Source organism: Pseudomonas sp. Emmai (assembly GCF_055179735.1).
In genome coordinates this window covers 6,043,134-6,067,482 of sequence record NZ_CM143685.1, presented here as the reverse complement: position 1 = coordinate 6,067,482, position 24,349 = coordinate 6,043,134, and the positions used below count along the sequence as shown (strand labels likewise).

The 24,349-nt window shown below is 56.0% G+C and carries 24 protein-coding genes and 1 tRNA gene; 15 read left to right on the top strand and 10 right to left on the bottom strand.

Annotated elements, in window-relative coordinates; genetic code table 11:
* The first annotated feature begins 21 nt into the window (after positions 1-21).
* The 3 genes from ACY4LX_RS27760 (at position 22) to ACY4LX_RS27750 (ending at position 2,281) form a co-directional block, all read left to right on the top strand.
* Positions 22-597 (top strand): TerD family protein, encoded by a 576-nt coding sequence (locus tag ACY4LX_RS27760; protein ID WP_149658108.1) that lies wholly within the window; start codon positions 22-24, stop codon positions 595-597.
* Positions 598-629: 32 nt separating this feature from the next.
* Positions 630-1,208, top strand: a complete 579-nt coding sequence (locus ACY4LX_RS27755; RefSeq protein ID WP_133840490.1) for a TerD family protein — start codon at positions 630-632, stop codon at positions 1,206-1,208.
* Positions 1,209-1,297: 89 nt separating this feature from the next.
* Positions 1,298-2,281, top strand: a complete 984-nt coding sequence (locus ACY4LX_RS27750) for a hypothetical protein (protein WP_463258412.1) — start codon at positions 1,298-1,300, stop codon at positions 2,279-2,281.
* A 54-nt stretch (positions 2,282-2,335) separates the two neighbouring features.
* Here ACY4LX_RS27750 and ACY4LX_RS27745 read toward each other — a convergent pair whose 3' ends face one another.
* A complete protein-coding gene (locus tag ACY4LX_RS27745) occupies positions 2,336-3,598 on the bottom strand; it encodes a VWA domain-containing protein (protein WP_463258411.1) in 1,263 nt (420 codons plus the stop codon).
* Positions 3,599-3,796: 198 nt separating this feature from the next.
* Here ACY4LX_RS27745 and ACY4LX_RS27740 point away from each other — a divergent pair, with 198 nt between their 5' ends.
* Positions 3,797-4,546, top strand: a complete 750-nt coding sequence (locus ACY4LX_RS27740) for a tetratricopeptide repeat protein (RefSeq protein WP_463258410.1) — start codon at positions 3,797-3,799, stop codon at positions 4,544-4,546.
* A gap of 55 nt (positions 4,547-4,601) precedes the next feature.
* Here ACY4LX_RS27740 and ACY4LX_RS27735 read toward each other — a convergent pair whose 3' ends face one another.
* The 4 genes from ACY4LX_RS27735 to ACY4LX_RS27720 are packed head-to-tail and all read right to left on the bottom strand — an operon-like array spanning position 4,602 to position 9,707.
* Positions 4,602-4,823: a formate dehydrogenase subunit delta gene (locus ACY4LX_RS27735; protein WP_149658103.1), complete on the bottom strand. Its 222-nt coding sequence runs from the start codon at positions 4,821-4,823 to the stop codon at positions 4,602-4,604.
* Positions 4,820-7,702: a formate dehydrogenase subunit alpha gene (gene fdhF, locus ACY4LX_RS27730; protein ID WP_463258409.1), complete on the bottom strand. Its 2,883-nt coding sequence runs from the start codon at positions 7,700-7,702 to the stop codon at positions 4,820-4,822. The genes ACY4LX_RS27735 and fdhF overlap by 4 nt, the downstream gene beginning before the upstream one ends.
* Positions 7,699-9,231 (bottom strand): formate dehydrogenase beta subunit, encoded by a 1,533-nt coding sequence (locus ACY4LX_RS27725; RefSeq protein ID WP_463258408.1) that lies wholly within the window; start codon positions 9,229-9,231, stop codon positions 7,699-7,701. Before ACY4LX_RS27725 ends, fdhF begins: the two co-directional genes overlap by 4 nt.
* The gene (locus ACY4LX_RS27720; protein ID WP_463258407.1) at positions 9,228-9,707 is read right to left on the bottom strand and encodes a formate dehydrogenase subunit gamma; all 480 of its coding nucleotides are present in this window, start codon (positions 9,705-9,707) and stop codon (positions 9,228-9,230) included. Before ACY4LX_RS27720 ends, ACY4LX_RS27725 begins: the two co-directional genes overlap by 4 nt.
* Before the next feature lie 378 nt (positions 9,708-10,085).
* Here ACY4LX_RS27720 and ACY4LX_RS27715 point away from each other — a divergent pair, with 378 nt between their 5' ends.
* Positions 10,086-10,538 carry a hypothetical protein gene (locus ACY4LX_RS27715; protein WP_463258406.1) on the top strand — a complete coding sequence of 151 codons (453 nt, stop codon included), beginning with the start codon at positions 10,086-10,088 and terminating at the stop codon, positions 10,536-10,538.
* A 12-nt stretch (positions 10,539-10,550) separates the two neighbouring features.
* A complete protein-coding gene (locus ACY4LX_RS27710) occupies positions 10,551-10,919 on the top strand; it encodes a PH domain-containing protein (protein ID WP_149658098.1) in 369 nt (122 codons plus the stop codon).
* Between the two features lie 143 nt (positions 10,920-11,062).
* Here ACY4LX_RS27710 and ACY4LX_RS27705 read toward each other — a convergent pair whose 3' ends face one another.
* Entirely contained in the window at positions 11,063-11,374 is a 312-nt protein-coding gene (locus ACY4LX_RS27705; protein ID WP_463258405.1) for a DUF3077 domain-containing protein, read from the bottom strand.
* A 598-nt stretch (positions 11,375-11,972) separates the two neighbouring features.
* Between ACY4LX_RS27705 and ACY4LX_RS27700 the strand changes: the two genes are divergently transcribed.
* Genes ACY4LX_RS27700 through ACY4LX_RS27690 form a run of 3 tightly spaced genes read left to right on the top strand, consistent with a single transcriptional unit; the run spans position 11,973 to position 14,081 of the window.
* On the top strand, positions 11,973-13,040 hold the full coding sequence (locus ACY4LX_RS27700; protein ID WP_463258404.1) for a hypothetical protein: 1,068 nt from the start codon (positions 11,973-11,975) through the stop codon (positions 13,038-13,040).
* Positions 13,037-13,429 carry a hypothetical protein gene (locus tag ACY4LX_RS27695; RefSeq protein ID WP_463258403.1) on the top strand — a complete coding sequence of 131 codons (393 nt, stop codon included), beginning with the start codon at positions 13,037-13,039 and terminating at the stop codon, positions 13,427-13,429. The genes ACY4LX_RS27700 and ACY4LX_RS27695 overlap by 4 nt, the downstream gene beginning before the upstream one ends.
* Positions 13,422-14,081, top strand: a complete 660-nt coding sequence (locus tag ACY4LX_RS27690) for a hypothetical protein (RefSeq protein ID WP_463258402.1) — start codon at positions 13,422-13,424, stop codon at positions 14,079-14,081. Before ACY4LX_RS27695 ends, ACY4LX_RS27690 begins: the two co-directional genes overlap by 8 nt.
* 273 nt (positions 14,082-14,354) lie before the next feature.
* Here the strand turns inward: ACY4LX_RS27690 and ACY4LX_RS27685 are convergent, their stop codons facing one another.
* The 3 genes from ACY4LX_RS27685 to ACY4LX_RS27675 all read right to left on the bottom strand — a co-directional run bounded on the left by ACY4LX_RS27685 (position 14,355) and on the right by ACY4LX_RS27675 (position 17,017).
* Entirely contained in the window at positions 14,355-16,151 is a 1,797-nt protein-coding gene (locus tag ACY4LX_RS27685) for an NACHT domain-containing protein (RefSeq protein ID WP_463258401.1), read from the bottom strand.
* Between the two features lie 301 nt (positions 16,152-16,452).
* Complete coding sequence (locus ACY4LX_RS27680; RefSeq protein ID WP_463258400.1) at positions 16,453-16,782, bottom strand: hypothetical protein; 330 nt, start codon at positions 16,780-16,782, stop codon at positions 16,453-16,455.
* Positions 16,783-16,932: 150 nt separating this feature from the next.
* A tRNA-Leu gene (locus ACY4LX_RS27675) sits at positions 16,933-17,017 on the bottom strand.
* A 107-nt stretch (positions 17,018-17,124) separates the two neighbouring features.
* On the opposite strand from ACY4LX_RS27675, the gene queA reads away from it, so the two are divergent.
* From queA to ACY4LX_RS27645, 6 genes are all read left to right on the top strand, one after another.
* Complete coding sequence (gene queA / locus ACY4LX_RS27670; protein WP_149658086.1) at positions 17,125-18,189, top strand: tRNA preQ1(34) S-adenosylmethionine ribosyltransferase-isomerase QueA; 1,065 nt, start codon at positions 17,125-17,127, stop codon at positions 18,187-18,189.
* A gap of 5 nt (positions 18,190-18,194) precedes the next feature.
* On the top strand, positions 18,195-19,310 hold the full coding sequence (gene tgt / locus ACY4LX_RS27665; RefSeq protein WP_161807656.1) for a tRNA guanosine(34) transglycosylase Tgt: 1,116 nt from the start codon (positions 18,195-18,197) through the stop codon (positions 19,308-19,310).
* Between the two features lie 43 nt (positions 19,311-19,353).
* A complete protein-coding gene (gene yajC, locus ACY4LX_RS27660) occupies positions 19,354-19,692 on the top strand; it encodes a preprotein translocase subunit YajC (protein ID WP_003185175.1) in 339 nt (112 codons plus the stop codon).
* Positions 19,693-19,755: 63 nt separating this feature from the next.
* Positions 19,756-21,624, top strand: coding sequence for a protein translocase subunit SecD (gene secD, locus ACY4LX_RS27655; RefSeq protein ID WP_463258399.1), 1,869 nt, complete (start codon positions 19,756-19,758; stop codon positions 21,622-21,624).
* A 9-nt stretch (positions 21,625-21,633) separates the two neighbouring features.
* Positions 21,634-22,548, top strand: coding sequence for a protein translocase subunit SecF (secF, locus tag ACY4LX_RS27650; protein WP_463258398.1), 915 nt, complete (start codon positions 21,634-21,636; stop codon positions 22,546-22,548).
* A 120-nt stretch (positions 22,549-22,668) separates the two neighbouring features.
* On the top strand, positions 22,669-23,217 hold the full coding sequence (locus ACY4LX_RS27645) for a glycine zipper 2TM domain-containing protein (protein WP_133840635.1): 549 nt from the start codon (positions 22,669-22,671) through the stop codon (positions 23,215-23,217).
* A gap of 242 nt (positions 23,218-23,459) precedes the next feature.
* Here ACY4LX_RS27645 and suhB read toward each other — a convergent pair whose 3' ends face one another.
* On the bottom strand, positions 23,460-24,278 hold the full coding sequence (suhB, locus tag ACY4LX_RS27640; RefSeq protein WP_092278434.1) for a type III secretion system regulator SuhB: 819 nt from the start codon (positions 24,276-24,278) through the stop codon (positions 23,460-23,462).
* Between the last annotated feature and the right edge of the window lie 71 nt (positions 24,279-24,349).

Sequence of the window (24,349 nt, the reverse complement as noted above, 5' to 3'; positions counted from 1 at the left end):
TAACCACAAGGAGCTGTACTCATGGCACTGACTCTTCAAAAAGGCGGCAACCTGTCCCTATCGAAGACCGATCCTTCGCTGACCAAGATTCTGGTCGGTCTGGGTTGGGATCCACGCGCAACTGACGGCACGGAGTTTGACCTGGACGCAAGCGCGTTCCTGCTGGGTGCCAACGGCAAAGTGCGTGGTGACGCCGACTTCATTTTCTACAACCAGCTCAAAAGCGCTGACGGTTCCATCGAGCACACCGGTGACAACCGCACCGGTGCTGGCGATGGCGACGACGAAGTACTGAAAATCGACTTGAGCCGCGTTCCGGCCGATATCGACAAGATCGCATTCACCGTCACCATCCACGACGCTGATGCACGCAAGCAGAACTTCGGTCAGGTCGGCGGCTCGTTCATTCGTGTTGTCAACGAAATCAGCGGTGCCGAGATCGTGCGTTACGACCTCGCAGAAGACGCTTCCACCGAAACCGCGATGATCTTCGCCGAGCTGTATCGCAACAACGGCGAATGGAAATTCCGTGCCGTTGGTTCGGGCTTTGCCGGTGGCCTGAAGGCGCTGGCCAACTCGTACGGTATGAACTTCTAAACCCCTCGGTCCATTGAATAAGGAAACTAACCATGGCTGTAAGTCTTTCCAAAGGCGGCAACGTATCCCTGTCCAAAGAAGCACCGGGTCTGACCGAAGTGCTCGTGGGCCTGGGCTGGGATCCTCGCGTCACTGACGGCACCGAGTTCGACCTCGATGCGTCGATTTTCGTCGTAGGCGAAAACGGCAAAGTGCTCGACGACAACAGCTTCATTTTCTACAACAACAAGAAGTCGGCTGACGGCTCCGTCGAACACATGGGCGACAACCGCTCCGGTGCCGGCGAAGGCGACGACGAGCAAGTGACGGTCAAACTGACCTCCCTGGCTCCGCTGGTGAAGAAGCTGGTATTCGCGGTCACCATCCACGACTCCGATGCGCGCAAACAGAACTTCGGCCAGGTGTCCAACGGCTACATCCGCGTTGTGAACAAGGCTGACGGTAAAGAACTGGCACGTTTCGACCTGAGCGAAGACGCTTCCACCGAAACCGCCATGATCTTTGGCGAGCTGTACCGCAGCGGTGAAGAGTTCAAGTTCAAGGCGATCGGCCAAGGTTTCGCCGGCGGCCTGAAGCCACTGGCTGAAGCCCACGGCGTCAGCATCGGCTAACCCATTCGGGTTGAAGAAGCCCCGCTTTCGAGCGGGGCTTTTTTTGGGGTGTCGATCTTGTTCAAACCCCGAGCATCACGTTTGGGTTAATGGAAAAAGGATTCAGGGATATGAGAAATCGGGCCTTTTTGGCAACCGCAGCCCTTATGTTATTGGCAGGTTGTGGGGCGTATAACGACTTCAAGCTCAACAATGCGGTTCAGGAATACAAAGAAACCTGCTTTGGCAGCTACACCAATGAGTGCGAAAGCAAATTGGTCGATACCAACATCATCATGCTGGAAGTCATGAAGACAAAGGTCGGGGCCCAGAAAGACGAGATGTTGAAGGCGTTCGGCGATGAGGGGTACGCGCTGTACGTGGACGTCAGCGAGAAGGTCCTCGATCGCGCCATCGAGCAGCAGGAAAACATGCGCCCCGGCTGGTTTGCACGCTGGTTCCTGGGCGATGGCCAGCCATTCTCCGGTTCCAGAAACATGTTGATCGGCTATGAAGATGCTCAAGCGATTCGCGATGCCGTTCTCAAGAAATTTGTCGCCGAGGCCAAATCCAAAGGGATAGCGCCACGGCTTGCGGCCCCTGCACCCGCGCCAGTCGTCCAGTCCCCGGCGCCCGTGCCGACTCCGGCTGCACCGCCACAGACAGTACCCGCGCCAATCGCCGGGTCGCTGGACGCCGCTATTTCCAACGCCATAAACGTTGCGACCCGTGAAGAGGGCGGCGACGAATATCAGGAAGGCCGCAAAATCCTTCGTGCCGACCTCAATGGCGACGGCCAGGACGATGCCTTGGTGATCTACACCATCGAAGGGCAGGGTGGGGGCAATGGTTCGTTTTCGTCCCTGGGCATCTTCTATTCGAACAACGGCGCCTTCGATTTCAAGGGCAGCACTGTGGTCAACGGCGCAGTCACCGACCTGCAGGTGCTCGATGACAAAACCATCAGCGTCAGCTCACTTGAAGTGGGACCGGAGGACGCCCGTTGCTGCCCGACACTGGAGTCGAAACAAACATACCGTTGGGACGGCAACCGCCTCGAAGAACTGCGCGAAGCGCCGCTTAAACAGGGCTAACGAATCTCTCCCGCAGTGCGATGCAATGCACTGCGGGAGAGGGCGGGGTCAGGCTTAAAAAATAATGCCTTTAGCCTTTGCGTCCTTCAGCCACTGCGGGAATTCTTCCATCAGCTTGTCGTACAGCTGCTCTTCGCTGATGTCGTGCAGGTCGTCCAGGGCGAAGAAACCGCAGTTGTCGACGACTCGGCCGGTCATGGTGTCGAGTTTTTCCAGGACGCCGTAGTTGTGGCCGCCGATGCCGACGAACTGCCAGAAGATCGGCAGCTTGGCCGCTTCGATCATCAGCTTCTTGATCGCGCCACTGGCCGACACGCCGCCATCGCTGATGAACAGGATGTAGATCGGCGTGGTGTCCCGGGAATTCTTGTAGAAGTCGATGACCTTCTTGATGGCTTTGGGCTCGTCGTTATAGCGGGCGCCCAACGCCCAATCCTGCCAGCCGCCGCGGTCGGTTTTGATGAAGTCTTTGTGATTGGCCAGTGACACGGCGGACAACTGCTGTGTCTCGGCGCCAAAGGCCCAGCAGTCGAGGGTGCCGTCGTCGTCGAAGTGCAGCGCCAGCGGCAGCAGTCGATTGACCACTTCCTGGACGCGGCCGGTCTGGTATTGGTTGTTCATGGACCCGGACGCATCCAGCACCAGGCCGACCCGCGCTTTGACGTCGGTGAGCTTGGCTTTCTCCAGGCTGATCTGGGCTTTCTTTGCCAGGCTGACCAAGTGCGGAGCGGCGTCGCCGATCTTCTTTTCAAGGGAGATTGCTTTGGACGCGGGAGCCGGTGTCGGCACGGGAGCAGGCGCCGGTTCGTCAGCGACATCCCCGCCGAAATGTTTCACCAGCGCATCCAGCCCGGCGTTGAAGCCTTGCAGGTTGGACGACAGGCGCCATTCGCCCGACTTGCGATAGAGCTCGACGACCATGATGGCTTTTTCGTCGGCGAAGGTGGCGCCCGAGAACGGGCATTGCGCCAAGACTTCGCCGGACAGGCTTTTGATGCTGAAACTGCTGGCCTGGATGTCGCGCATCGCGCCGGCACCGTCGATCGAGGTGGTGAACACCAGGCGATCGATGCTGGTGGGCAGTTTCGACAGGTCGAGGGTGAAGTCACCGCCGTTGGCCATGCTCACGCTGTTGCACGGTGTCGTCGGCTGGTTGAAAAACACCATGTAGCGATCATCGGAAAGTTTGCCCTGTGCATCGATGCCGAAGCACACGAAGTCCAGCACATGGGGCGACTGAACGTTGATCGAGAGGATAAGTTGCGAGCCCTGCATAAGGCTGGACAAGGGTAGGCGTTGTCCTTGGCTGATTTGCATGTTGCGTCCTTGTAGTGGGTGCGCCGGGTGAAGGCCGTCATGGGAAGTGCGGGATTATGCGGGAGTAGCCGCGCGAATTGGGGGGAAGTTTATCGACGCCGGCGGAAGATGTACGGGGGCCCCTGATTGTCTCGGTGACTTGGCCACGCTACCCTCCGCACCGCTGGGCATGCCGACTTTTAAACAGAGAAAAACAATATGGACATTAAGCACTTCTATCCTTCGCTGCATCGCTTGATACAAGTCGAAGCGATCATCCTGCTCCTGATGACACCGTTTTTTGCCCAAGCGGACATTACCGAGGACGAGGTGACCGCCAATTGCCTCAAGATCAGCGAGTATTCCGCCGAGGGCGGCAAGTATTACAAGCTCAAGCAATACGCCAAGGCTCGGGAACAGTATGAGCAGCAGGCCGGCTGGTCCGAGAGTTGTCAGTTGGACGAAGAAAAACTGGCGACGGCCTACAACAACGTTGCGCTGACTTACATCCATGAAGGCAACTACCTGAAAGCCCGGGCGTGGCTGAGCATTCTGCCCAACGACAAAAAGTCGATCTTCAACCTGGGCAAGATCAGTGGCGATATCAACAACTCGCTGGGGAAGTTGTCGAGTAAACCAGAAGGGCGGTATTGGCAATATGCCGGGGCTGCGTTATGGAACTCGATGACGATCAAGCCACAAGGCAAGAAGTACCAGGTTGATTTCCAGGGTTATTACGCCGGCATGATGGCGATGTATTACGGTCCCAATCTCGGTGAGTTTTCAACGGTAGTAGCGTTTGATAACGGCAAGGCGCATTACGCCATGAGTGGGGAAGACGAAGGCGATTGTGAGTACGACTTCGACATTAAAAAGGATGTGCTCACGGTCACGCGCACGGCGGGTGAGTCCTGCGGTTTTGGCCATAACGTGGGGGCTGACGGCACTTATCAGCGGGTCGAGCTGTAGTTGCAAAGAGGAAAAGCCCCGAAAAGCTCGGGGCTGATTCAAAGGCTGTTAAATCCTAAGCTTCCCAACCTGCGCCACTGACCGCTGCCTGCGCCAGTGGGTGCAAGTCTTCCCCGTGATGCTCCGTCTGCCAGGCCAGCAATTCCTTGCGCATGCCGGGCGTCCAGTACAGTTGCAGGTGATTGCGCACGCCGAGCACGGCCTGTTGCTGATCCGGTTCAGTGGCAAAGTACTGGGCAATCTGGTTGACCATTTTGATCAGGTTGGCCGTGCTCATCGACGCACCTCCGCTTTAGCGCCACGTGCCTGGCGGCGATCCTTGAGCAAACGGTCCTGCTCGTCACTGAAGGCCTGGTAGCGTTTTTGCCACTCGGACGGGTGGTAGACGCGACTGACTTCCACGGCGGTGACCTTGTACTCCGGACAGTTAGTGGCCCAGTCGGAGTTGTCGGTGGTGATGACGTTGGCCCCGGATTCCGGGAAGTGGAACGTGGTGTACACCACGCCCGGGGCGACCCGTTCGGTGACCCGCGCACGCAGCACGGTCTGGCCGGCGCGGCTGCCGATGCCGACCCAATCGCCTTCGTTGATGCCACGGCTCTCGGCGTCGGTCGGGTGGATTTCCAGACGATCTTCGTCGTGCCAGGCCACGTTCTCGGTGCGCCGGGTCTGCGCGCCGACGTTGTACTGGCTGAGGATGCGCCCGGTGGTGAGCAGCAGCGGATAACGATTGTTAACCTTCTCCTCGGTGGGCACGTAGCCAGTGAGCATGAAACGCCCCTTGCCGCGCACGAACTCCTCTATGTGCATGGTTGGCGTGCCGTCCGGCGCAGCGGCGTTGCACGGCCATTGCAGGCTGCCGTGGCGGTCCAGTTCGGCGTAGCTGACGTTGGTGAAGGTCGGCGTCAGGCTGGCGATTTCATCCATGATCTCTGACGGATGTTTGTAGTTCATCGGGTAGCCCAGCGCGTTGGCCAGGGCCACGGTGCCTTCCCAGTCGGCCTTGCCGCCGAGCGGCTCCATGACTTTACGCACGCGCGAAATGCGCCGTTCGGCGTTGGTGAACGTGCCGTCCTTTTCCAGGAACGAGCTGCCCGGCAAGAATACATGGGCGAACCGGGCGGTTTCGTTGAGGAAAATGTCCTGCACCACAATGCATTCCATGGCCGACAGCGCCGCAGTCACGTGCTGGGTATTCGGATCGCTCTGGGCGATGTCTTCGCCCTGGCAATACAAACCTTTGAAGCTACCGCTCAGAGCAGCCTCGAACATGTTCGGAATACGCAGGCCCGGATCCGGTTGCAGGGTGACGTTCCACGCCTGCTCAAACTGCGCCCGTACCACCTCGTTGGAAATGTGACGGTAGCCGGGCAACTCGTGGGGGAAGGAGCCCATGTCGCAAGAGCCCTGAACGTTGTTCTGCCCCCGCAATGGGTTCACGCCCACACCTTCGCGGCCGATGTTGCCGGTGGCCATGGCCAGGTTGGCGATGCCCATCACCGCCGTGCTGCCCTGGCTGTGCTCGGTAACGCCGAGGCCGTAATAAATCGCCGCGTTATCGGCGCTGGCGTAGAGGCGGGCGGCGGCGCGGATGTCGGCCGGGGCCACACCGCAGATCTCGCCAAGGACTTCCGGCGAGTTTTCCGCACGGCTGACCTGTTCGCTCCAACGCGCGAAATCGCGGCCCTCGCAACGGGCGTCGATAAAGGCCTGATCGAGCAAACCTTCGGTGACGATGACATGGGCCAAGGCGTTGAGCATGGCGACGTTAGTGCCCGGACGCAGGGCCAAGTGCAGTTCGGCGCGGGCATGCACCGAGTCCACCAGGTCAATGCGCCGTGGATCGATGACGATCAGCCGCGCGCCTTCACGCAAGCGGCGTTTGAGTTGGGAAGCGAACACCGGGTGGGCGTCGCTGGGGTTGGCGCCCATCACCAGGATCACGTCGGCCTGCATCACCGAGTCGAAACTCTGGGTCCCGGCGGACTCGCCCAAGGTTTGTTTCAAGCCATAACCGGTCGGCGAATGGCAGACCCGCGCGCAGGTGTCGACGTTGTTATTGCCGAACGCGGCGCGCACCAGTTTTTGGACGAGGTAGGTTTCTTCGTTGGTGCAACGGCTGGACGTGATGCCGCCAATCGAGTCGCGGCCGTACTTTTGCTGCAAGCGGCGGAATTCGCTGGCGGCGTAGGTCACCGCTTCCTCCCAACTGACTTCCTGCCACGGGTCGTTGATGTGGTTGCGGATCATCGGTTTGGTGATGCGATCCGGGTGAGTGGCGTAGCCCCAGGCAAAACGTCCTTTGACGCAAGAGTGACCGTGGTTGGCCTGACCGTTTTTGTCCGGAACCATGCGCACCAGTTTGTCGCCTTTCATCTCGGCGCGGAACGAGCAGCCCACGCCGCAATAGGCGCACGTGGTGATCACGCTGCGTTCAGGCTGGCCGAGTTCGACCACGGATTTTTCCATCAGGGTCGCGGTCGGGCAGGCCTGCACACAGGCACCGCAGGACACGCATTCCGAGTCGAGGAAGTTCTCGCCCCCAGCGGCGGAAACACGGGACTCAAACCCGCGCCCGGTGATGGTCAGGGCAAACGTGCCCTGAGTTTCTTCGCAGGCGCGCACGCAGCGGTTGCAGACGATGCACTTGCTCGGGTCGTAGTCGAAATACGGGTTGGACGTGTCTTTCACATCCGCCAGATGATTCTCGCCTTCATAGCCGTAACGCACTTCCCGCAGGCCAACCTGACCAGCCACGGTTTGCAGCTCGCAATTGCCGTTGGCCGAGCACGTCAGGCAATCCAGCGGGTGGTCGGAGATGTACAACTCCATGACATTACGGCGCAGCGTCGCAAGCTTCGGCGTTTGGGTGTGTACGCTCATGCCTTCAGTAACCGGCGTGGTACAGGACGCCGGGTAACCGCGCATGCCGTCGATTTCCACCAGGCACATCCGGCACGAGCCGAACGCTTCGAGGCTGTCGGTAGCGCACAGTTTCGGAATGGTCGTGCCCAGCAGCGCGGCGGCGCGCATCACCGACGTGCCTTCGGGCACGCTGATGCTGCGGCCGTCGATATTCAGGGTGACTTGCACCTGGCTTTCACGAGCCGGGGTGCCCAGGTCGATATCGGTGTTCGGGTCGAAGAGGGTGATCATTGGTCGGCCTCCGAAGATTGCAGACCGAAGTCGGCGGGGAAGTGCTTGAGGGCGCTGACGACCGGGAACGGCGCCATGCCGCCCAAGGCGCAGAGCGAACCGTATTGCATCGTGTCGCACAGGTCCTTGAGGATGATCGCCTGTTCATCGCGACCGCTTTGGTCCGGCGCGGCCAGCATGCGGTCGATGACCTCAACGCCGCGAGTCGAACCGATGCGGCAAGGCGTGCATTTGCCGCAGGATTCCTCGGCGCAGAATTGCAGGGCGAAACGCGCCATGTGCGCCATGTCCAGGCTGTCGTCTGCCACCACCACACCACCGTGGCCGAGCATCGCGCCGATGCCGGCAAAGGCTTCGTAATCCAGCGGTGTATCGAAATCCGCGGGCGGCACCCAAGCGCCGAGCGGGCCACCCACCTGCGCGGCTTTCAGCGGCCGGCCACTGGCGGTGCCGCCGCCGTAGCCTTCCACCAGTTCGCGCAGGGTCAGGCCGAAGGCCCGTTCCACCAAGCCGCCGTGACGGATGTTGCCCGCCAATTGGAAAGGCATCGTGCCGAGGGAACGGCCCATGCCGTAGTCGCGATAGAACTGCGCGCCTTTGGCCAGAATCAGCGGCACCGAGGCCAGGGTCAGCACGTTGTGTACGAGGGTTGGCAGGCCGAACAATCCCTTCAATGCTGGAATCGGTGGCTTGGCGCGAACGATCCCGCGCTTGCCTTCAAGCGAGTCCAACAACGCAGTTTCTTCACCGCAGATATAAGCGCCGGCACCGACCCGCACTTCCATATCGAAAGCCAAGCCGCTGCCGCCGACATTGGCGCCGAGGTAACCGTTGGCCCGCGCGATATCCAGCGCCTCGCGCAAGGTCGCAACCGCCTGTGGATATTCCGAGCGCACATAGATGTAGCCGTAACTGGCGCCGACGGTGATGCCGGCAATCGCCATGCCTTCGATCAGCAGGAAAGGGTCGCCCTCCATCAACATGCGATCAGCGAAGGTGCCGGAGTCGCCTTCGTCGGCGTTGCACACGATGTATTTCTGCGCAGCCTGGGTCGCGCGAACCGTGCGCCATTTGATCCCGGCGGGGAACGCCGCGCCGCCACGGCCACGCAGGCCTGAATCGAACACCGCCGTCGCGGTTTCATCGCCGCCAATCGTGACGGCCCTGTTCAAACCCTCGAAACCACCGTGGGCTCGGTAATCGTCCAGCGACAACGGCCGAGTGATGCCGGCGCGGGCGAACAGCAGGCGTTGTTGAGTTTTCAGATAAGGCAATTCTTCCACCAGGCCCAAGGCCAGTGGGTGCGCGGAAGGGTCGCCTTGCAGGGCATCCAGCACAGACGGCACATCAGCCGCCGTCAGCGGACCGAAGCCGATCCGACCTTGCGGCGTGTCCACTTCCAGCAGCGGTTCCAGCCAGTACAGGCCACGGGAACTGGTGCGTTGCAGCTCCGGACTGGCAAGGGCCAGCGCCACCTCATCGGCTCCGACGGCGCGGGCCAGGGAATCGCAGGGCAGATAGAGGCTCATGCGTCCTCCCGGCAAGCGTCGAGCAGGGCATCCAGACGCTCGGCGCTCAACCGCGCATGCACCTGACCATCCAGCTCCAGGGCCGGCGAACAGGCACAGGCGCCGAGGCAATACACCGGACGCAAACTGATACGGCCGTCGGCGCTGCTGCCGTGATCATCCAGTTGCAGACGTTCGCGCAACTGCGCGGCAAGTTGCTCGGCGCCGCGACTCTTGCACGACTCGGCGCGGCACAGACGCAATATGTGTCGGGCCGGCGGCGCGGTACGGAAGTCATGGTAAAAACTGATCACCCCGCGGATCTCGGCCTGACTCTGGTTCAGGGCGTGGGCAATCTCGGGAATGGCGGCATCGGGGATGTAACCGAGGCCAGCCTGAATATCATGAAGAATCGGCAACAGCGCACCCGCAGAGCCTTTATGGCGCTCCAACAGGCTGTTGACCAGCGGCAGGTGCAACAACATCTCATCAGGCATACAGCATTCCTCACGGTCACGGACACACCAGGCGGTCGTCGGTTGTCCGAAAGTGTCGGCTGCGGCGTTCACACCACGTCACGGTATCGTGGCATTTTCAGGCCGGTGGCCAGGCACCCTGAGCGGGCATCTTGTTGGGCCCGGTACGGTCTTCGCCGCACCTCTTCAGGGCATAAATTGCAGCTTGCCACGCTGGCATTGATTCAACCGTACAAAAGCGACGTGCTCGGTTCTTTCCACGACCACCCGTTAAGTCTAGAAGAGCACTGACCAAGGCGCGCACTGTCTGAAATCTTTTGTGGCACAAGCACTGCACACCCATCCACTACAGTGAACGTACGATGCCGTTCGGCGCGAACTGATCGCCAAGGAGTCAACATGAAGAAAGCCATCCTGCCGGCGCTGATCATCCTGATCGCCGCCCAAGCCCCGGCCTACGCCATCAACGACAAATACCGCAAACAACTGGAGCAATCCGGCTGCACCCAAGTCAGCGAAACCCACGGCTGCGATATCCACAAATCCAAGGCAGAAAACGCCAAAGCCGGTTTCACCAACCCCGCCACCGACACCCCCAGCACCCCAACCCCCTACGTCGGGCAATGGGTGGCCAAGAGCGAAGCCGGCGCGACCGTTGCCACCATCCGCATCGACGCCAAGGAACAAGTCTGGGTCAACGGCAAACGGGTCAACGCCAAACGCACCGACGGCACGCTGCAGTTCCGCCAGGGCAAGATCACCTTCACTATCCAGGGGGATCGGCGCTTGCAGAATCAGGATTATTGGATGGACAGCGATGCCGGGACCAAAGGACCGATTCAAATCGAATAACAGGAGCGACACATGATTGATTTCAACAACAAGGGATTCTTCAAACTCAAGCAAAACGAAGAATACGCCCAACGCGTTACCGACCTTTTGCTCGACGGCGAACACGTCATCGACGCCTACAAATCCATGCGCGACGGCGTCGTGTTCACCAACAAACGCATCATCGCCGTCAACGTCCAGGGCATCACCGGCAGCAAAAAAGACTTCACCTCGCTGCCCTACAAAAACATCGTCGCGTACTCCGTGGAAACCTCCGGCACCTTCGACCTGGACTCCGAACTGGAGATCTACTTCTCGTCACTGGGCAAAGTGAAATTCGAATTCACCGGCAGAACATCAATGGTCGAAATCTCAAAACTGATCTCCCAACACGTTCTCTGACCCAAACACGAAAAAGCCCCGAAAACTCGGGGCTAAACACTCTCTCAAAAACACCACAACCCTCGTAGGAGCAAAGCTTGCTCGCGAAAGCGATAGGCCAGTCGCCACCTAACTCAACTGACACAACCCATCACAAACAACCGCTACCCCCCAGCCTTCTCCGCCGCCCGCTTAGGCGGCACCGTCGAAGGCCGATCCCGCGTCAACACCTTCACCGCATCATCCACCAACGCCTTACTAAACGACGTCAAATAATGCGCCGCCCAGGCATGACGGTCAGTCTCCCGGTCATACGCAGCCTCTTTGGTCAGCGACTTCGCCAGACACAGAAAGTCCGAAGCCATCGACAACGCATCACCCAGCGGCACATCACGAGTGACGTGGAACAGCGGTTGGTCTGCACAGTAAATGGCCGGGGTCAGGCCGATGGTTTTGAGTTCGGGTTGATCGGTCATTGGGCATCTCCGGTGGTGGAGAGGCGGTGGGGCAGGGGGGAAGCGTTATGCGATTGGGAATTGCGTAGAGGGGAAAGCCAAATTGTGTACGGATTGATGCTGCGCATTATCAGACTCCTTGATATGAGGAGCTGCCACGTCCGTTTCCACACGAATGGGTGACAGCTGTGCGCGGGGTGGAAAACCGGGAATCAAGGAAACCGGCACGCCCGAAGACGTCCCACGCACAGCCGCCATAACTCACGCCGCAGACACAAAAAAAGCGCCGGCAGACGTGATGGGGGCGCTGTTGCGCCTTGAATTACACGGGTTTCCACACCCGGTCGCTGAATTGGCAGCGACGATGGGAGGGTATCGCGCAGTCGTTGTTTCTGCAACCTGCGAAAAACGTCTACTCTAAGCTGATAGTCATGCTTCTACTTTCATGATCCAGGTAAAAGTAAAAAAATGTCGTTAACAATCGACTGCCGTCAAGTGTGTAGACGCGCTGATGGCAAAATAGTAGTGTCTGGGTTTTTACGTTATCGTTTGTATGCAGGAACTGTTACTCTTTAAGTCGAAAAAGTGTAATAAAAATAACTAGTGAGAGAACGCTTAGATGAGTGCAATTGATTACGCCGATGGGCTAAATGAACGGAAGGTATCTTTCGCGCTTTTTCGAAATGCACTTCATCAAAACGATCTCGCCGCGTCGTTAGGTTGGGAGCGGACAATCGATAAGCTAGTTGAGTGTTTGAAATCAGATAGGACTTCTGAGAAATACGCACAAGGTTTGGAAGATGTTTATATAGACTTAACTAATAATGGTAATAAGTTGGTTAGGCTTTATAGGTTGTTGGATTCGTATGCAGAGGTGATTGGGTTTTTTAAGAAGAATATTGTTGAGCAGAAAACTATATACGATGAAAGATTTCCGCTACCGTTGGAGCATGATGACTTGGTTAGTGCTCCACTTGAAATAAATTGTGTAGACTTTTATGAGGCTGATAGTCGGGTGTGGTTTGTATTTTGTTCTAAGCAATATGTTGTTGAGAAGGAAGTTTTGCCAAATGGATCCCTTACAGATTTAGTCGTCGAGGATTATGGCGTTTTTGACGAAATTTATGGGATTCGCAAACGAGCAGTTCAACTTTTTGACGTTGTATGTGTTGATGAAGAAAGTTCGATGATGGAATTCCGAATGGATGGTTTGGATGTTCAGAGAGCAAAAGATATAGAGCGTCGCCTCCAATTTTTGGAGGAGAAAATATTCAAGTCTTTCGAAAATGTATATGGACTTGAAGATCTATTTTCTGGTCCTGTCAATTTGTTTCCCTCGATCCAAAAGCTTTATTTGAGTCCGGACGGTCGAATTGCTGAGTTGGGTCACACTACCATTAGCGCCGGTGTGCATAATGGGAAAATGCGTACCAAGCAGCTTGATTTTCGCGATGATCGATACCATGTTGGAGGTGTTGCTACCGTTGCTGAGCTCAATCCTCATATGTTGTCGAAGTGCTGGGATAGCCCATCAGGATATGGTTATGTTCAGTTAGTTGTTCCGGGCACTGTGGCGTTGACGAGCTCAGAAAATCCGACGATTGACACGGCACACATACTGTCGTGTGCTTCGGATTTGGACTATGATTTTGTAATGGATAAATTACTTGAATCTTTAGTACCATGAATCTCGGGTGTGCGCTAAGTATAATTGCTGAGGATATAAGGCCTGATGAAGATCAGCAGGCCGTGTTTCGCTTGGCTGAATATATTTTTGCGCACAAGCAAGATATAAAGCATTTAACGTATTATGCGATTTCTCAAGTTGTAGATGTTAAACGTCCAGATAAACTCCTGCAAATCGCTCAATATTTGTCAGGGGAGAGAGTTAAGTTGCTTGAGATGAAGTTTGAGTTGATAATTGATGATTGTGTAACTCAGCTTGACTATGAAACTGTTTACCATGCTGAAACAACGGGTTCCTTGATCCATCCGGAAACCGGCTATCCTGTAGAGAATTATACTCGCCATGTGTATCCCTATTTCGTCCCCTCCTCGGAGGTTGAAAATGGGTGATGTTGTGGTTGATCCTCTTGATAGTATGACGTTAGGGCAGCTTAAGTTGTTTGCTGAGCAGTTTGGTCTTTCCGGCGTTGCAACTTCTATTAGGCGGGCGACGGCGAGTACGTATGAACAGTTTACTGAGACTTTATATTCCGATCTGAATGATGTTGTTTTAAGTTTTCAAGAAAATCCAGAGCTTAGAAGGAATGATGGCGAGGATCGGTTGACTATTGAGATTGTCAATGTTCTACGTGGTATGGGCTATAATGCCGGTCATGAGGTAAAAGTAGGTGGTCATACGGATATTTCCGTTAGGGGTAAAAATAACTATCTTTGGATTGGTGAAGCGAAAATTCATTCGGGTTATGACTATCTTTTTCAGGGGTTTCAGCAGCTCTGCACTAGGTACGCTACAGGTGATGTTAATCAAGATAGCGGTGGGTTGATTATTTATATAATAAAAAATAAAAAATCAGCTAAGGTTATCTCGACATGGAAAGAGCGTTTAAAGGGATATGGCCTAGAGGGTTTGGAGATAAGTCCGTGCCCCGTACGTCCTGACTTTGTATTTGATTCTACGCACTTGCTTGAGAGAACTGGTACGGCTTTCAAGGTTAAGCATATCGGTGTTAGCTTGTTTTTTGATCCGCAGGACAAAGATTGATAGCGAGGGTCAGGGTGCGCGATTTTCATTATTCAGCGACCTAAAGGGGCATATTTATTTCTAACTAAGGGAAATAAGTTTGTCCTTATTTCTGATGTCTTTTCAGCAGGCTGTCAATGTCCCGTCCTGATTAAGGTTTCAGCCCGTTGCGCCCTTAGCTTTAAGGCGTGCCGGGGTTAAAATACATCACTTCAGGTTCTAGATAGGTAAAGCGAGTGGCTTACCCGTAAGTCTAATCAGCCTCACTTAAATGTTGTATTAGCTCAGAGAATCTCAGTGCAAGCCAAGGATGTCCGTAAATGATTCCAGCTTGATTTTCTCCTCTGCCAGGTATCGTTTTGTCTGTTCTAAGTTTCGAGTAGCCTGTATTAGGTGGCTATTGATTGTTTCCCGGACTTTATCTGTATCGAATACGTTGATAGCTGCCCATAAACTAATGTTGCCAAAGCCAGGCTTGTCAAGCGACTCTGTTATTGCAATGGCTTTATCGACTTCTTCTTCACTATGTGCATCGTCGACCATTTCAAGAAAACAGTCGGCGAGGGTATCTACTAAATCGCCATAAAAATCCGCGCTTGTGTAGGTTAGAGGTCCAGCCTCTGTCGAGCTATATGCGTGAACCTTTATAGAGAATCCAGGCATAAAATCATCTAGATAATCATATAGTTCGGTGTCATGTGCGTATTCTGAAATCTCTTTTAGCTCAGAGATTAAATCTGGAATAAACTCTATGATGTAATCGCGCGCGTATCTAAGTGGGTCAATTGATTTCAAAAACTCAAGTACATGCCCCCACTGAGCGCTTCTATCAAATGCATTACTGTAAAAATTTTTGGCTTGTGCGTCCGGAAGACTTTTAACGAATGCAGCGGCGTGATAGTCCAATATGCTTTTGTGTAGGAAGGTGACAGTGTCGAAGCCTTCCTCGACCATTAAGCACGCAACGTCGACTATGTCTTTCCGGAAGTTTGTCAATTCACATTTGTGATCTTTTAGATAGGTTAAAGCATACTGAAAAGCTGACTCGAAGGCGGCGGAGCTGAGAGAGCGACCTCCTTGTTGGTGCACAACCATAAAGCAAAAAGAATCAAAAAGCTGTTTGAGTTTTTGTTCAGAAAGGCCGCTATGGTGCTGTCGATTAAATCCGGCTTTAAAACGGTCGTGTTTACTGAAGACGGTTCCAAATAGTTTTTCAAAAAACTCGGAAAGAGTAACTGGTATTTGCTTCTCAGTTTGATAAACGATTACAACAAGCGTTAGCATTAGTGGGGTGCAAATAATACCTTTAATATTTGCTGGCGACCCGTTTAGTGCGGTTACTACGTCGACTCGCCTAGTTAAAGAAATTACTAGTTTGGAAATAAAGCTGTCGTAATCTTGGGGGTTGATCTGAATCAGCTTGAGAACTTGGAAGCTAGCGACGTTTTGGATATGACTTCGAGGTCTGCTTGAAACGATAATTTTTAAACCAGGATATCTAAACTGTAAATGCTCAATCTCTATAATGGTTTCGCTAATAATCTCACTAGGTATTTCATCAAAACCATCGAGTAGTAAAACTATCCGGCCCGTAGTTGCAAGATGTTCAAAAGTCTCAGGGGTGGGGGGCAAGGATAGAGTGCTAAGAGCGGCGAGAATGGCGCTTTCGAGATTTCTTTTTGAAGATAATGTTCTAAGTTCAATCAGTAAAGGGATAAAGCATATAGGGTTTGAGTTTATTAGTGATAGGGCAAGATGCCGCATAAACATAGACTTCCCTTGGCCTACTATTCCCTCAATAACGATGTTGCCTTCAGGGAGATCATTTATGTTGTCAACTGTTACGGGTCTTCCACTGACGGATAGTTTTGAGGGGTAATAAAATTTCCTCAAGGAGACTTCGTTTTCGGGTGACCAAACAGTTTTTACTTTGTCAATACGAGTAAGGGCTACGGCAGCACGTTTGATGCCCTGATCGGTAGACCATTTTTTCATGCCCTCCTTTGTCTTACCTTTTGCTCCTTCATATAGATCTTGTATGAGTGGTTTTAGTAAAGGAATCAACGATAGCGAAGAGAAGGTTGCAACCACTTTAGTATCCTGTCTGAAGGCCAAGTTAGACGAAGGATAGAGGAATAATGGATGAGCGTCGACAAAGTTAAGCGCTGTAAGCGAGGCGACAAAAAACTTTAACGTTCTATTGACAAAATCATTGGTGTGAGAGTGTCGCTCGCAGCGATTAGAAGTGAGTTATTAATGCTTATGGCGGTCCGCGTATTTTAGCTGCGGAACTAAATAGCTAAATCGTAAAGGAGGCTAGGCTCATTATTAGATATCGACCGATGTCGTCTGGCTGTCGGGCATTCCAGCTTTTTTAGGTCGCCCCTTTCATTCATTGAATATCTTTCAAGTATTCCTTGATCGCGTTCACCGGGGCATCCAGCTGCTCCATGGTTCGGATACTGGCAAGCTCAGCCGCCAATTTCTGCAACTCCCGCCCTAACGGCTTATCCGCGCCCCCAATAGCCTCCAGCGCCAACCCCACACAGTTATCCACCTTCACCTGAATCCCCTCAACATCCCCTCGCCGCACCAACAACCCAAAAACCTCCCGTTCATAATCACTCATCAGCAGATCATCCCGAAGAATCGGACTCGAATCCTCCGTCTCATAAGCAAGCTTGAGGCAGAACAGGGCGACGGTTTCCAGCAGCAGTTCCATGGGATGAATCCTTGAGGAGGGTCGTACTGGCCGATGATACGAAGATCAAAAGCTTCCAGCCTTCGCCAGCGACTACACGAAAACGCTGAACAAGCTCACTTTCATATAGGCGAAAAAAAAGGCCTTGCAAAGCAAGACCTTTCTTAATTTTGGTGCCCCGAGGGAGACTCGAACTCCCACTTCTTGCGAAAACGGATTTTGAATCCGCCGCGTCTACCAATTCCGCCATCAGGGCTCAATGGCGGCGAAGTATAGAGATGAGATTACCGTCGGTCAATCAGGTACATAGAGAATTTTCACTATTTCGGCTAGACTTCCGGCCCCTGCTAGACGAACCCCATCATGCGCGTTGCTGACTTTACTTTCGAACTCCCTGATTCGCTGATTGCTCGCCACCCTTTGGCTGAGCGTCGCGGTAGTCGCCTGTTGACCCTGGATGGGGTCAGCGGCGCCCTGGCACACCGTCAATTCACTGATTTGCTCGAGCATTTGCGTCCGGGCGATTTGATGGTGTTCAACAATACCCGGGTGATTCCGGCGCGGCTGTTTGGCCAGAAGGCTTCCGGCGGCAAGCTGGAAATTCTGGTGGAGCGGGTGCTCGACAGTCATCGCGTACTGGCCCATGTGCGGTCCAGCAAGTCGCCCAAGCCCGGTTCGAAGATCCTGATCGATGGCGGCGGCGAGGCAGAGATGCTGGCGCGGCACGATGCGTTGTTTGAGTTGGGCTTCGCCGAAGAGGTGTTGCCGCTGCTCGATCGTGTCGGGCACATGCCGTTGCCTCCCTATATAGATCGCCCGGACGAAGGTTCGGACCGCGAGCGTTATCAGACCGTGTACGCCGAGCGCCTGGGCGCGGTGGCGGCGCCGACGGCGGGGCTGCATTTCGATCAGCCGCTGATGGAAGCGATTGCGGCCAAGGGCGTCGAGACCGCGTTCGTGACCTTGCACGTGGGTGCGGGCACGTTCCAGCCGGTGCGGGTCGAGAAGCTTGAAGACCACCACATGCACAGCGAATGGCTGGAAGTCGGCCAGGACGTGGTCGATGCGGTCGCCGCTTGCCGTGCTCGGGGCGGTCGGGTGGTGGCGGTGGGGACCACCAGCGTGCGTTCCCTGGAAAGCGCCGCCCGCGATGGTGTGCTCAAGCCGTTCAGTGGCGACACCGACATCTTTATCTTCCCGGGCCGGCCGTTTCATGTGGTCGATGCCCTGGTCACTAACTTCCATTTGCCCGAATCCACGCTGTTGATGCTGGTTTCGGCGTTCGCCGGTTATCCCGAAACCATGGCTGCCTATAAAGCAGCGGTGGAGCATGGTTACCGCTTTTTCAGCTACGGTGATGCGATGTTCATCACGCGTAATCCTGCGCCGACTGCCCCTAAAGAATCGGGCCCTGAGGACACTGTATGAGTCGTATGTCGTTTGAATTGCTGGCCACTGACGGCAAGGCTCGTCGCGGTCGTCTGACCTTTCCGCGTGGCACCGTCGAGACCCCGGCCTTCATGCCGGTGGGCACGTACGGCACCGTCAAGGGCATGTTGCCACGGGATATCACCGCCACCGGCGCGGAAATCATTCTGGGCAACACCTTCCACTTGTGGCTGCGTCCGGGCACTGAAGTGATCAAGAAGCACGGCGACCTGCACGATTTCATGCAGTGGAAAGGCCCGATTCTTACAGACTCCGGCGGTTTTCAGGTATTCAGCCTGGGCGCGATGCGCAAGATCAAGGAGGAGGGCGTGACCTTCGCCTCCCCGGTTGACGGCGCCAAAGTGTTCATGGGCCCGGAAGAGTCGATGCAGGTCCAGCGTGACCTGGGCTCCGACATCGTGATGATTTTCGACGAATGCACCCCGTACCCGGCCGACGAAGACGTCGCTCGTGTGTCGATGGAGCTGTCGTTGCGTTGGGCCCAGCGTTCGAAAAACGCCCATGGCGACAACACGGCGGCGCTGTTCGGCATCGTGCAGGGCGGCATGCACCAGGACCTGCGCATGCGCTCCCTGGAAGGCCTCGACAAGATCGGCTTCGATGGCCTGGCCATTGGCGGTCTGTCGGTGGGCGAGCCCAAGCACGAGATGATCAAGGTGCTGGATTACCTGCCGGGCCTGATGCCGGCTGACAAACCTCGTTACCTTATGGGCGTTGGCAAACCGGAAGATCTGGTTGAGGGTGTGCGCCGCGGTGTGGACATGTTCGATTGCGTGATGCCAACCCGTAATGCCCGCAATGGGCATCTGTTCATTGATACAGGCGTGCTGAAGATCCGTAACGCGTTCCATCGCCATGATGATTCGCCGCTGGATCCGACCTGCGATTGCTACACCTGCCAGAACTTCTCCCGTGCTTATCTGCACCATCTGGACAAGTGCGGCGAAATGCTGGGTAGCATGTTGAATACCATCCACAATTTGCGCCATTACCAGGTGCTTATGGCTGGTTTGCGCGAGGCTATTCAACAGGGTACATTGGCCGCCTTTGTCGATGCCTTCTACGCCAAACGCGGGCTACCTGTTCCGCCTTTGGACTGAGTTTTCTGACCCCAAGATTCAACATTTGCAACTGGAGTGCTAAATGAGCTTTTTTATCTCTAATGCCATGGCCGACGCTGCTGCACCGGCAGCTGCAGGCCCAATGGGTGGCGGCTTCGAGTGGATTTTCCTGGTCGGTTTCCTGGTCATCTTCTACCTGATGATCTGGCGTCCACAGGCCAAGCGCGCCAAAGAACAGAAGAACCTGCTCGGCAGCCTGCAAAAAGGCGACGAAGTTGTGACCACCGGTGGTATCGCCGGCAAGATCACTAAAGTGGCAGACGATTTCGTGGTTCTGGAAGTTTCCGACACCGTGGAAATGAAATTCCAGAAAGGCGCCATCGCCGCCACGCTGCCAAAAGGCACGCTCAAAGCGATCTAAGTTTCAACTTCTACTCAATCGACGGGGCGCGCAAGGCGCCCCGCGTCATAAGCGGGCGGCGTGATGCTGAACAAATACCCTCTGTGGAAATACATTCTGATCCTGGCGGTGCTGGCGGTCGGTCTGATTTATTCCGCTCCCAATCTTTACCCTGATGACCCGGCCATTCAGGTCAGCGGTGCAAGCACTGCGCTGTTGGTCAATCAGGCTGATCTGGATCGTGTGAGCATGGCGCTCAAGGAATCCGGGATCAACGTCAAGGCAGCCACGCTGTCGGCCAACGGCAAGGGCGGGCTGATTCGCCTGACCAAGGCTGAAGACCAGTTGCCGGCCAAAGACGTTGTGCGCAAGGCATTGGGTGATGACTACGTCGTTGCACTGAACCTGGCACAAACCACCCCGCAATGGCTGCGCAGCCTCGGCGCGCACCCGATGAAGCTGGGTCTGGACTTGTCCGGTGGTGTGCACTTCCTGCTGGAAGTGGACATGGACAAAGCCCTCGACGCACGCTTGAAAGTCTACGAAGGCGACGTCAAGAGTCTGTTGCGTAAAGAGAAACTGCGCTATCGCAGCCTGCCACAACTGGGCGGCGCCATTCAGTTGGGCTTCACTGACGAAGCATCCCGCGAACAGGCCCGTGCGCTGGTCCGAAAGAACTTCAACGATTTCGACATTGTTCCGGCCGACCTCAATGGCCAACCGGTACTGCGTCTGGCGATGACCCCGGCCAAGCTGGCGGAAATCCGTGAATACTCCATCAAGCAGAACTTGACCACGGTACGTAACCGCGTCAACGAGCTGGGTGTTGCCGAGCCGATTGTCCAGCGTCAGGGCGCCAACCGCATCGTGGTTGAGCTGCCGGGCGTGCAGGACACCGCAGAAGCCAAACGTATCCTCGGCAAGACGGCCAACCTTGAGTTCCGTCTGGCTGCAGAGCCAGGTGCTTCGAAAGCCACTTCCGAAACCTTCGAGTTCCGTGAAGGCAAGCGTCCGCCGGCACAGATCGAACGTGGCCTGATCATCACCGGTGACCAGGTGACTGACGCCAAGGCTGGCTTCGGCGAGCACGGCACGCCAGAAGTGAACATCCGTCTGGATGGCCACGGTGGCGAACTGATGAGCCGCGCAACCCGCAGCAACGTCGGTCGCAGCATGGCGGTGATCTTCATCGAGCAACGTCCTGTCACCACTTACACCAAGCAAGTGGTTAATGGCGTCGAGAAAGACGTCGCAGTGCAAACGTTCAAAGAAGAGAAGAAGATCATCAGCCTGGCGACCATCCAGTCGCCGCTGGGTGCTCAGTTCCGCATCACGGGCCTGAACGGCCAGGGTGAGTCGTCCGAACTGGCGCTGCTGCTGCGTGCCGGTGGTCTGGCTGCACCGATGTACTTCGCTGAAGAGCGCACCATTGGCCCGAGCCTGGGTGCCGACAACATCATCAAAGGTATCGATGCATCGCTGTGGGGCATGCTGTTTGTCTCGCTGTTCATCATTGCCATCTACCGCTTCTTCGGCATCATCGCCACCGTCGCGCTGGGCGTGAACATGGTGCTGCTGCTGGCCCTGATGTCGCTGCTGGGTGCAACGCTGACCCTGCCGGGTATCGCCGGTATCGTGCTGACCATGGGTATGGCGGTCGACGCCAACGTACTGATCTTCTCGCGAATTCGTGAAGAGATCGCGGCGGGCATGACGGTACAACGGGCAATCAACGAAGGCTTCGGCCGGGCATTCTCCGCGATTCTCGACGCCAACCTGACAACACTGTTGGTCGGCGGGATTCTGTTTGCGATGGGCACCGGTCCCGTCAAGGGCTTCGCAGTGACCATGTCCCTCGGGATCTTTACCTCGATGTTCACGGCCATCATGGTGACCCGCGCGATGGTCAACCTGATCTTCGGCGGTCGTGACTTCAAGAAGTTGTGGATTTAAGGGGCTGCCATGTTACGTACAATCAACTTCATGGGCGTTCGCAACTTTGCGTTCGGCGTCACATTGTTCCTTACGGCGCTGGCCATTTTCAGCGTCTTCCACAAGGGCATGAACTGGGGCCTGGACTTCACCGGCGGTACGCTCATTGAGCTGACCTACGAGCGTCCGGCCGATGTGTCCAAGGTGCGTACCCAGCTCGCTGAGTCGGGTTACCACGAAGCCATCGTGCAGAGCTTTGGCGCGACGACTGACCTGCTGGTGCGTATGCCTGGCGAAGACCCGCAACTGGGTCACCAGGTTGCTGAAGCGCTGCTGAAGGTTGGCGGCGATAACCCGGCGACGGTCAAGCGCGTTGAGTTCGTCGGCCCGCAAGTCGGTGAAGAGCTGCGCGACCAGGGCGGCCTCGGCATGCTGATGGCGCTGGGCGGCATCCTGATCTACCTGGCTTTCCGCTTTCAGTGGAAGTTCGCGGTCGGCGCCATTGTTTCGCTGATTCACGACGTGATCGTGACCATCGGTATCCTGTCGTTCTTCCAGATCACCTTCGATCTGACGGTACTGGCGGCGGTACTGGCGATCATCGGTTACTCGCTCAACGACACCATCGTGGTATTCGACCGGGTTCGTGAGAACTTCCGTGTCCTGCGCAAGGCCAGCCTGATCGAGAACATCAACATCTCGACCACGCAAACCCTGCTGCGGACCATGGCGACGTCGATCTCCACCTTGCTGGCGATCGCGGCGCTGCTGTTCTTCGGGGGCGACAACCTGTTCGGCTTCTCCATCGCCCTGTTTATCGGTGTGTTGGCGGGTACTTACTCGTCGATCTACATCGCGAACGTGGTGCTGATCTGGCTGAACCTGAGCAGCGAGGATCTGATCCCTCCTGCGGCGACCGATAAGGAAGTCGACGACCGTTCATAACGGCCATCGCTTCTACGCTGTCTGCCCAAAAAGGCGCGAGTTGAACTCGCGCCTTTTTTTGTGCTCCAAGGCTGGGAGAAGCGCGGACAACGATCCGCATGTGATGGTCAGGAGGTTCATGTGAACAAGTCGTTGCTGGTTGGTGCGGTACTGGGTGCTGTCGGTGTGACTGCCGGGGGCGCTGTTGCCACCTACAGCCTGGTTAAAAGCGGCCCTGAGTATGCGCAAGTATTGGCCGTTGAACCGGTTAAAACACAGATCAAGACTCCACGTGAAGTGTGCAAGGACGTTGCAGTAACCCGTCAGGCGCCGGTCAAGGATCAACACCAGATCCTCGGTACGGTCCTGGGTGCAGTGGGCGGTGGTTTGCTCGGCAACCAGATTGGCGGCGGTAATGGCAAGAAGATCGCGACCGTTGCCGGTGCTGTCGGCGGTGGCTACGCGGGGAACAAGGTCCAGGAAGGTATGCAGAATCGTGATACCTACACCACGACCCAGACTCGCTGTAACACCGTGAATGACATCAGCGACAAGGTGGTCGGCTACGACGTCCGTTATTCGCTGGACGGCAAGGAAGGCAAAGTGCGGATGGATCGTGATCCGGGCAATCAGATCCCGGTCGACAAGGAAGGTAAGTTGATCCTGTCGCAGAATGAGCCTGCTCAGTGATGAACTGATGGCTGGATTCAAAAAAGAAGCACCTGAAAGGGTGCTTTTTTTGTGCCCGCTATTTATCAGCCTGCGACACCCCGTGTAGGAGCAAAGCTTGCTCGCGATAGCGGTCCCCCACCCACCAAAAATGTAGGCAGGTGCGACGCCATCGCGAGCAAGCTTTGCTCCTGCAGCAGCCCCGGCTAAATTCCAGGCATAAAAAAAGCACCCCGAAGGGTGCTTTTTTTGTGGGCGTTCGCTTAGCGTTTCAGCGAAGCCGGCAGGTGCGGCTGGATCGCCGTCAGAACTGCTTTGAAGCACTTGGTGTTGCCAGCAACAACGTGACCTTTTTCAAGGAAGTCGTGACCGCCGGTGAAGTCGCTCACCAAACCGCCGGCTTCCTGGATCAGCAGGGCGCCTGCAGCCATGTCCCACTCGGACAGACCTGATTCCCAGAACGCGTCGAAACGACCGGCAGCCACGTAGGCCAGGTCCAGGCTCGCCGAACCGGCGCGGCGGATGCCGGCAGTCTGGCCAACCAGGGCGCGGAACATGCCCAGGTAGTTGTCGAGGTTGTCCATCTGGTCGTCACGGAACGGGAAGCCGGTACCCAGCAGGGCGCCGTCGAGGCTGGTGCGACCGCTGACGCGCAGGCGACGACCGTTCAGTTGAGCGCCGCGACCACGGCTGGCGGTGAATTCTTCCTGGCGAACCGGGTCCAGAACAACAGCGTGTTCCAGGCGACCGCGGTATTTGCAGGCGATGCTCACGGCGAAGTGAGGAATGCCGCGCAGGAAGTTGGTGGTGCCGTCCAGCGGATCGATGATCCACAGGTACTCTTCACCTTCGATGCCGTTGCCGGCGTGCATGCCGGTTTCTTCACCGAGGATCGAGTGGTTTGGGTAAGCCTTGCGCAGCGCGTCGATGATTTTCTGCTCAGCGGCGCGATCCACCTCGGATACGTAATCCTTGGCGTCTTTTTCGTCGACCTTGATGGTATCCAGGCGCTCGATGGAGCGGAAGATCAATTCACTGGCGCTGCGGGCGGCGCGCAGCGCGATATTCAGCATGGGCTGCATGGATGTGTCACCTAAGGTTGTTAAAGAAAGCCGGGCATTCTATCAGAACTTTTCTACAGGTGAAGGTCGGT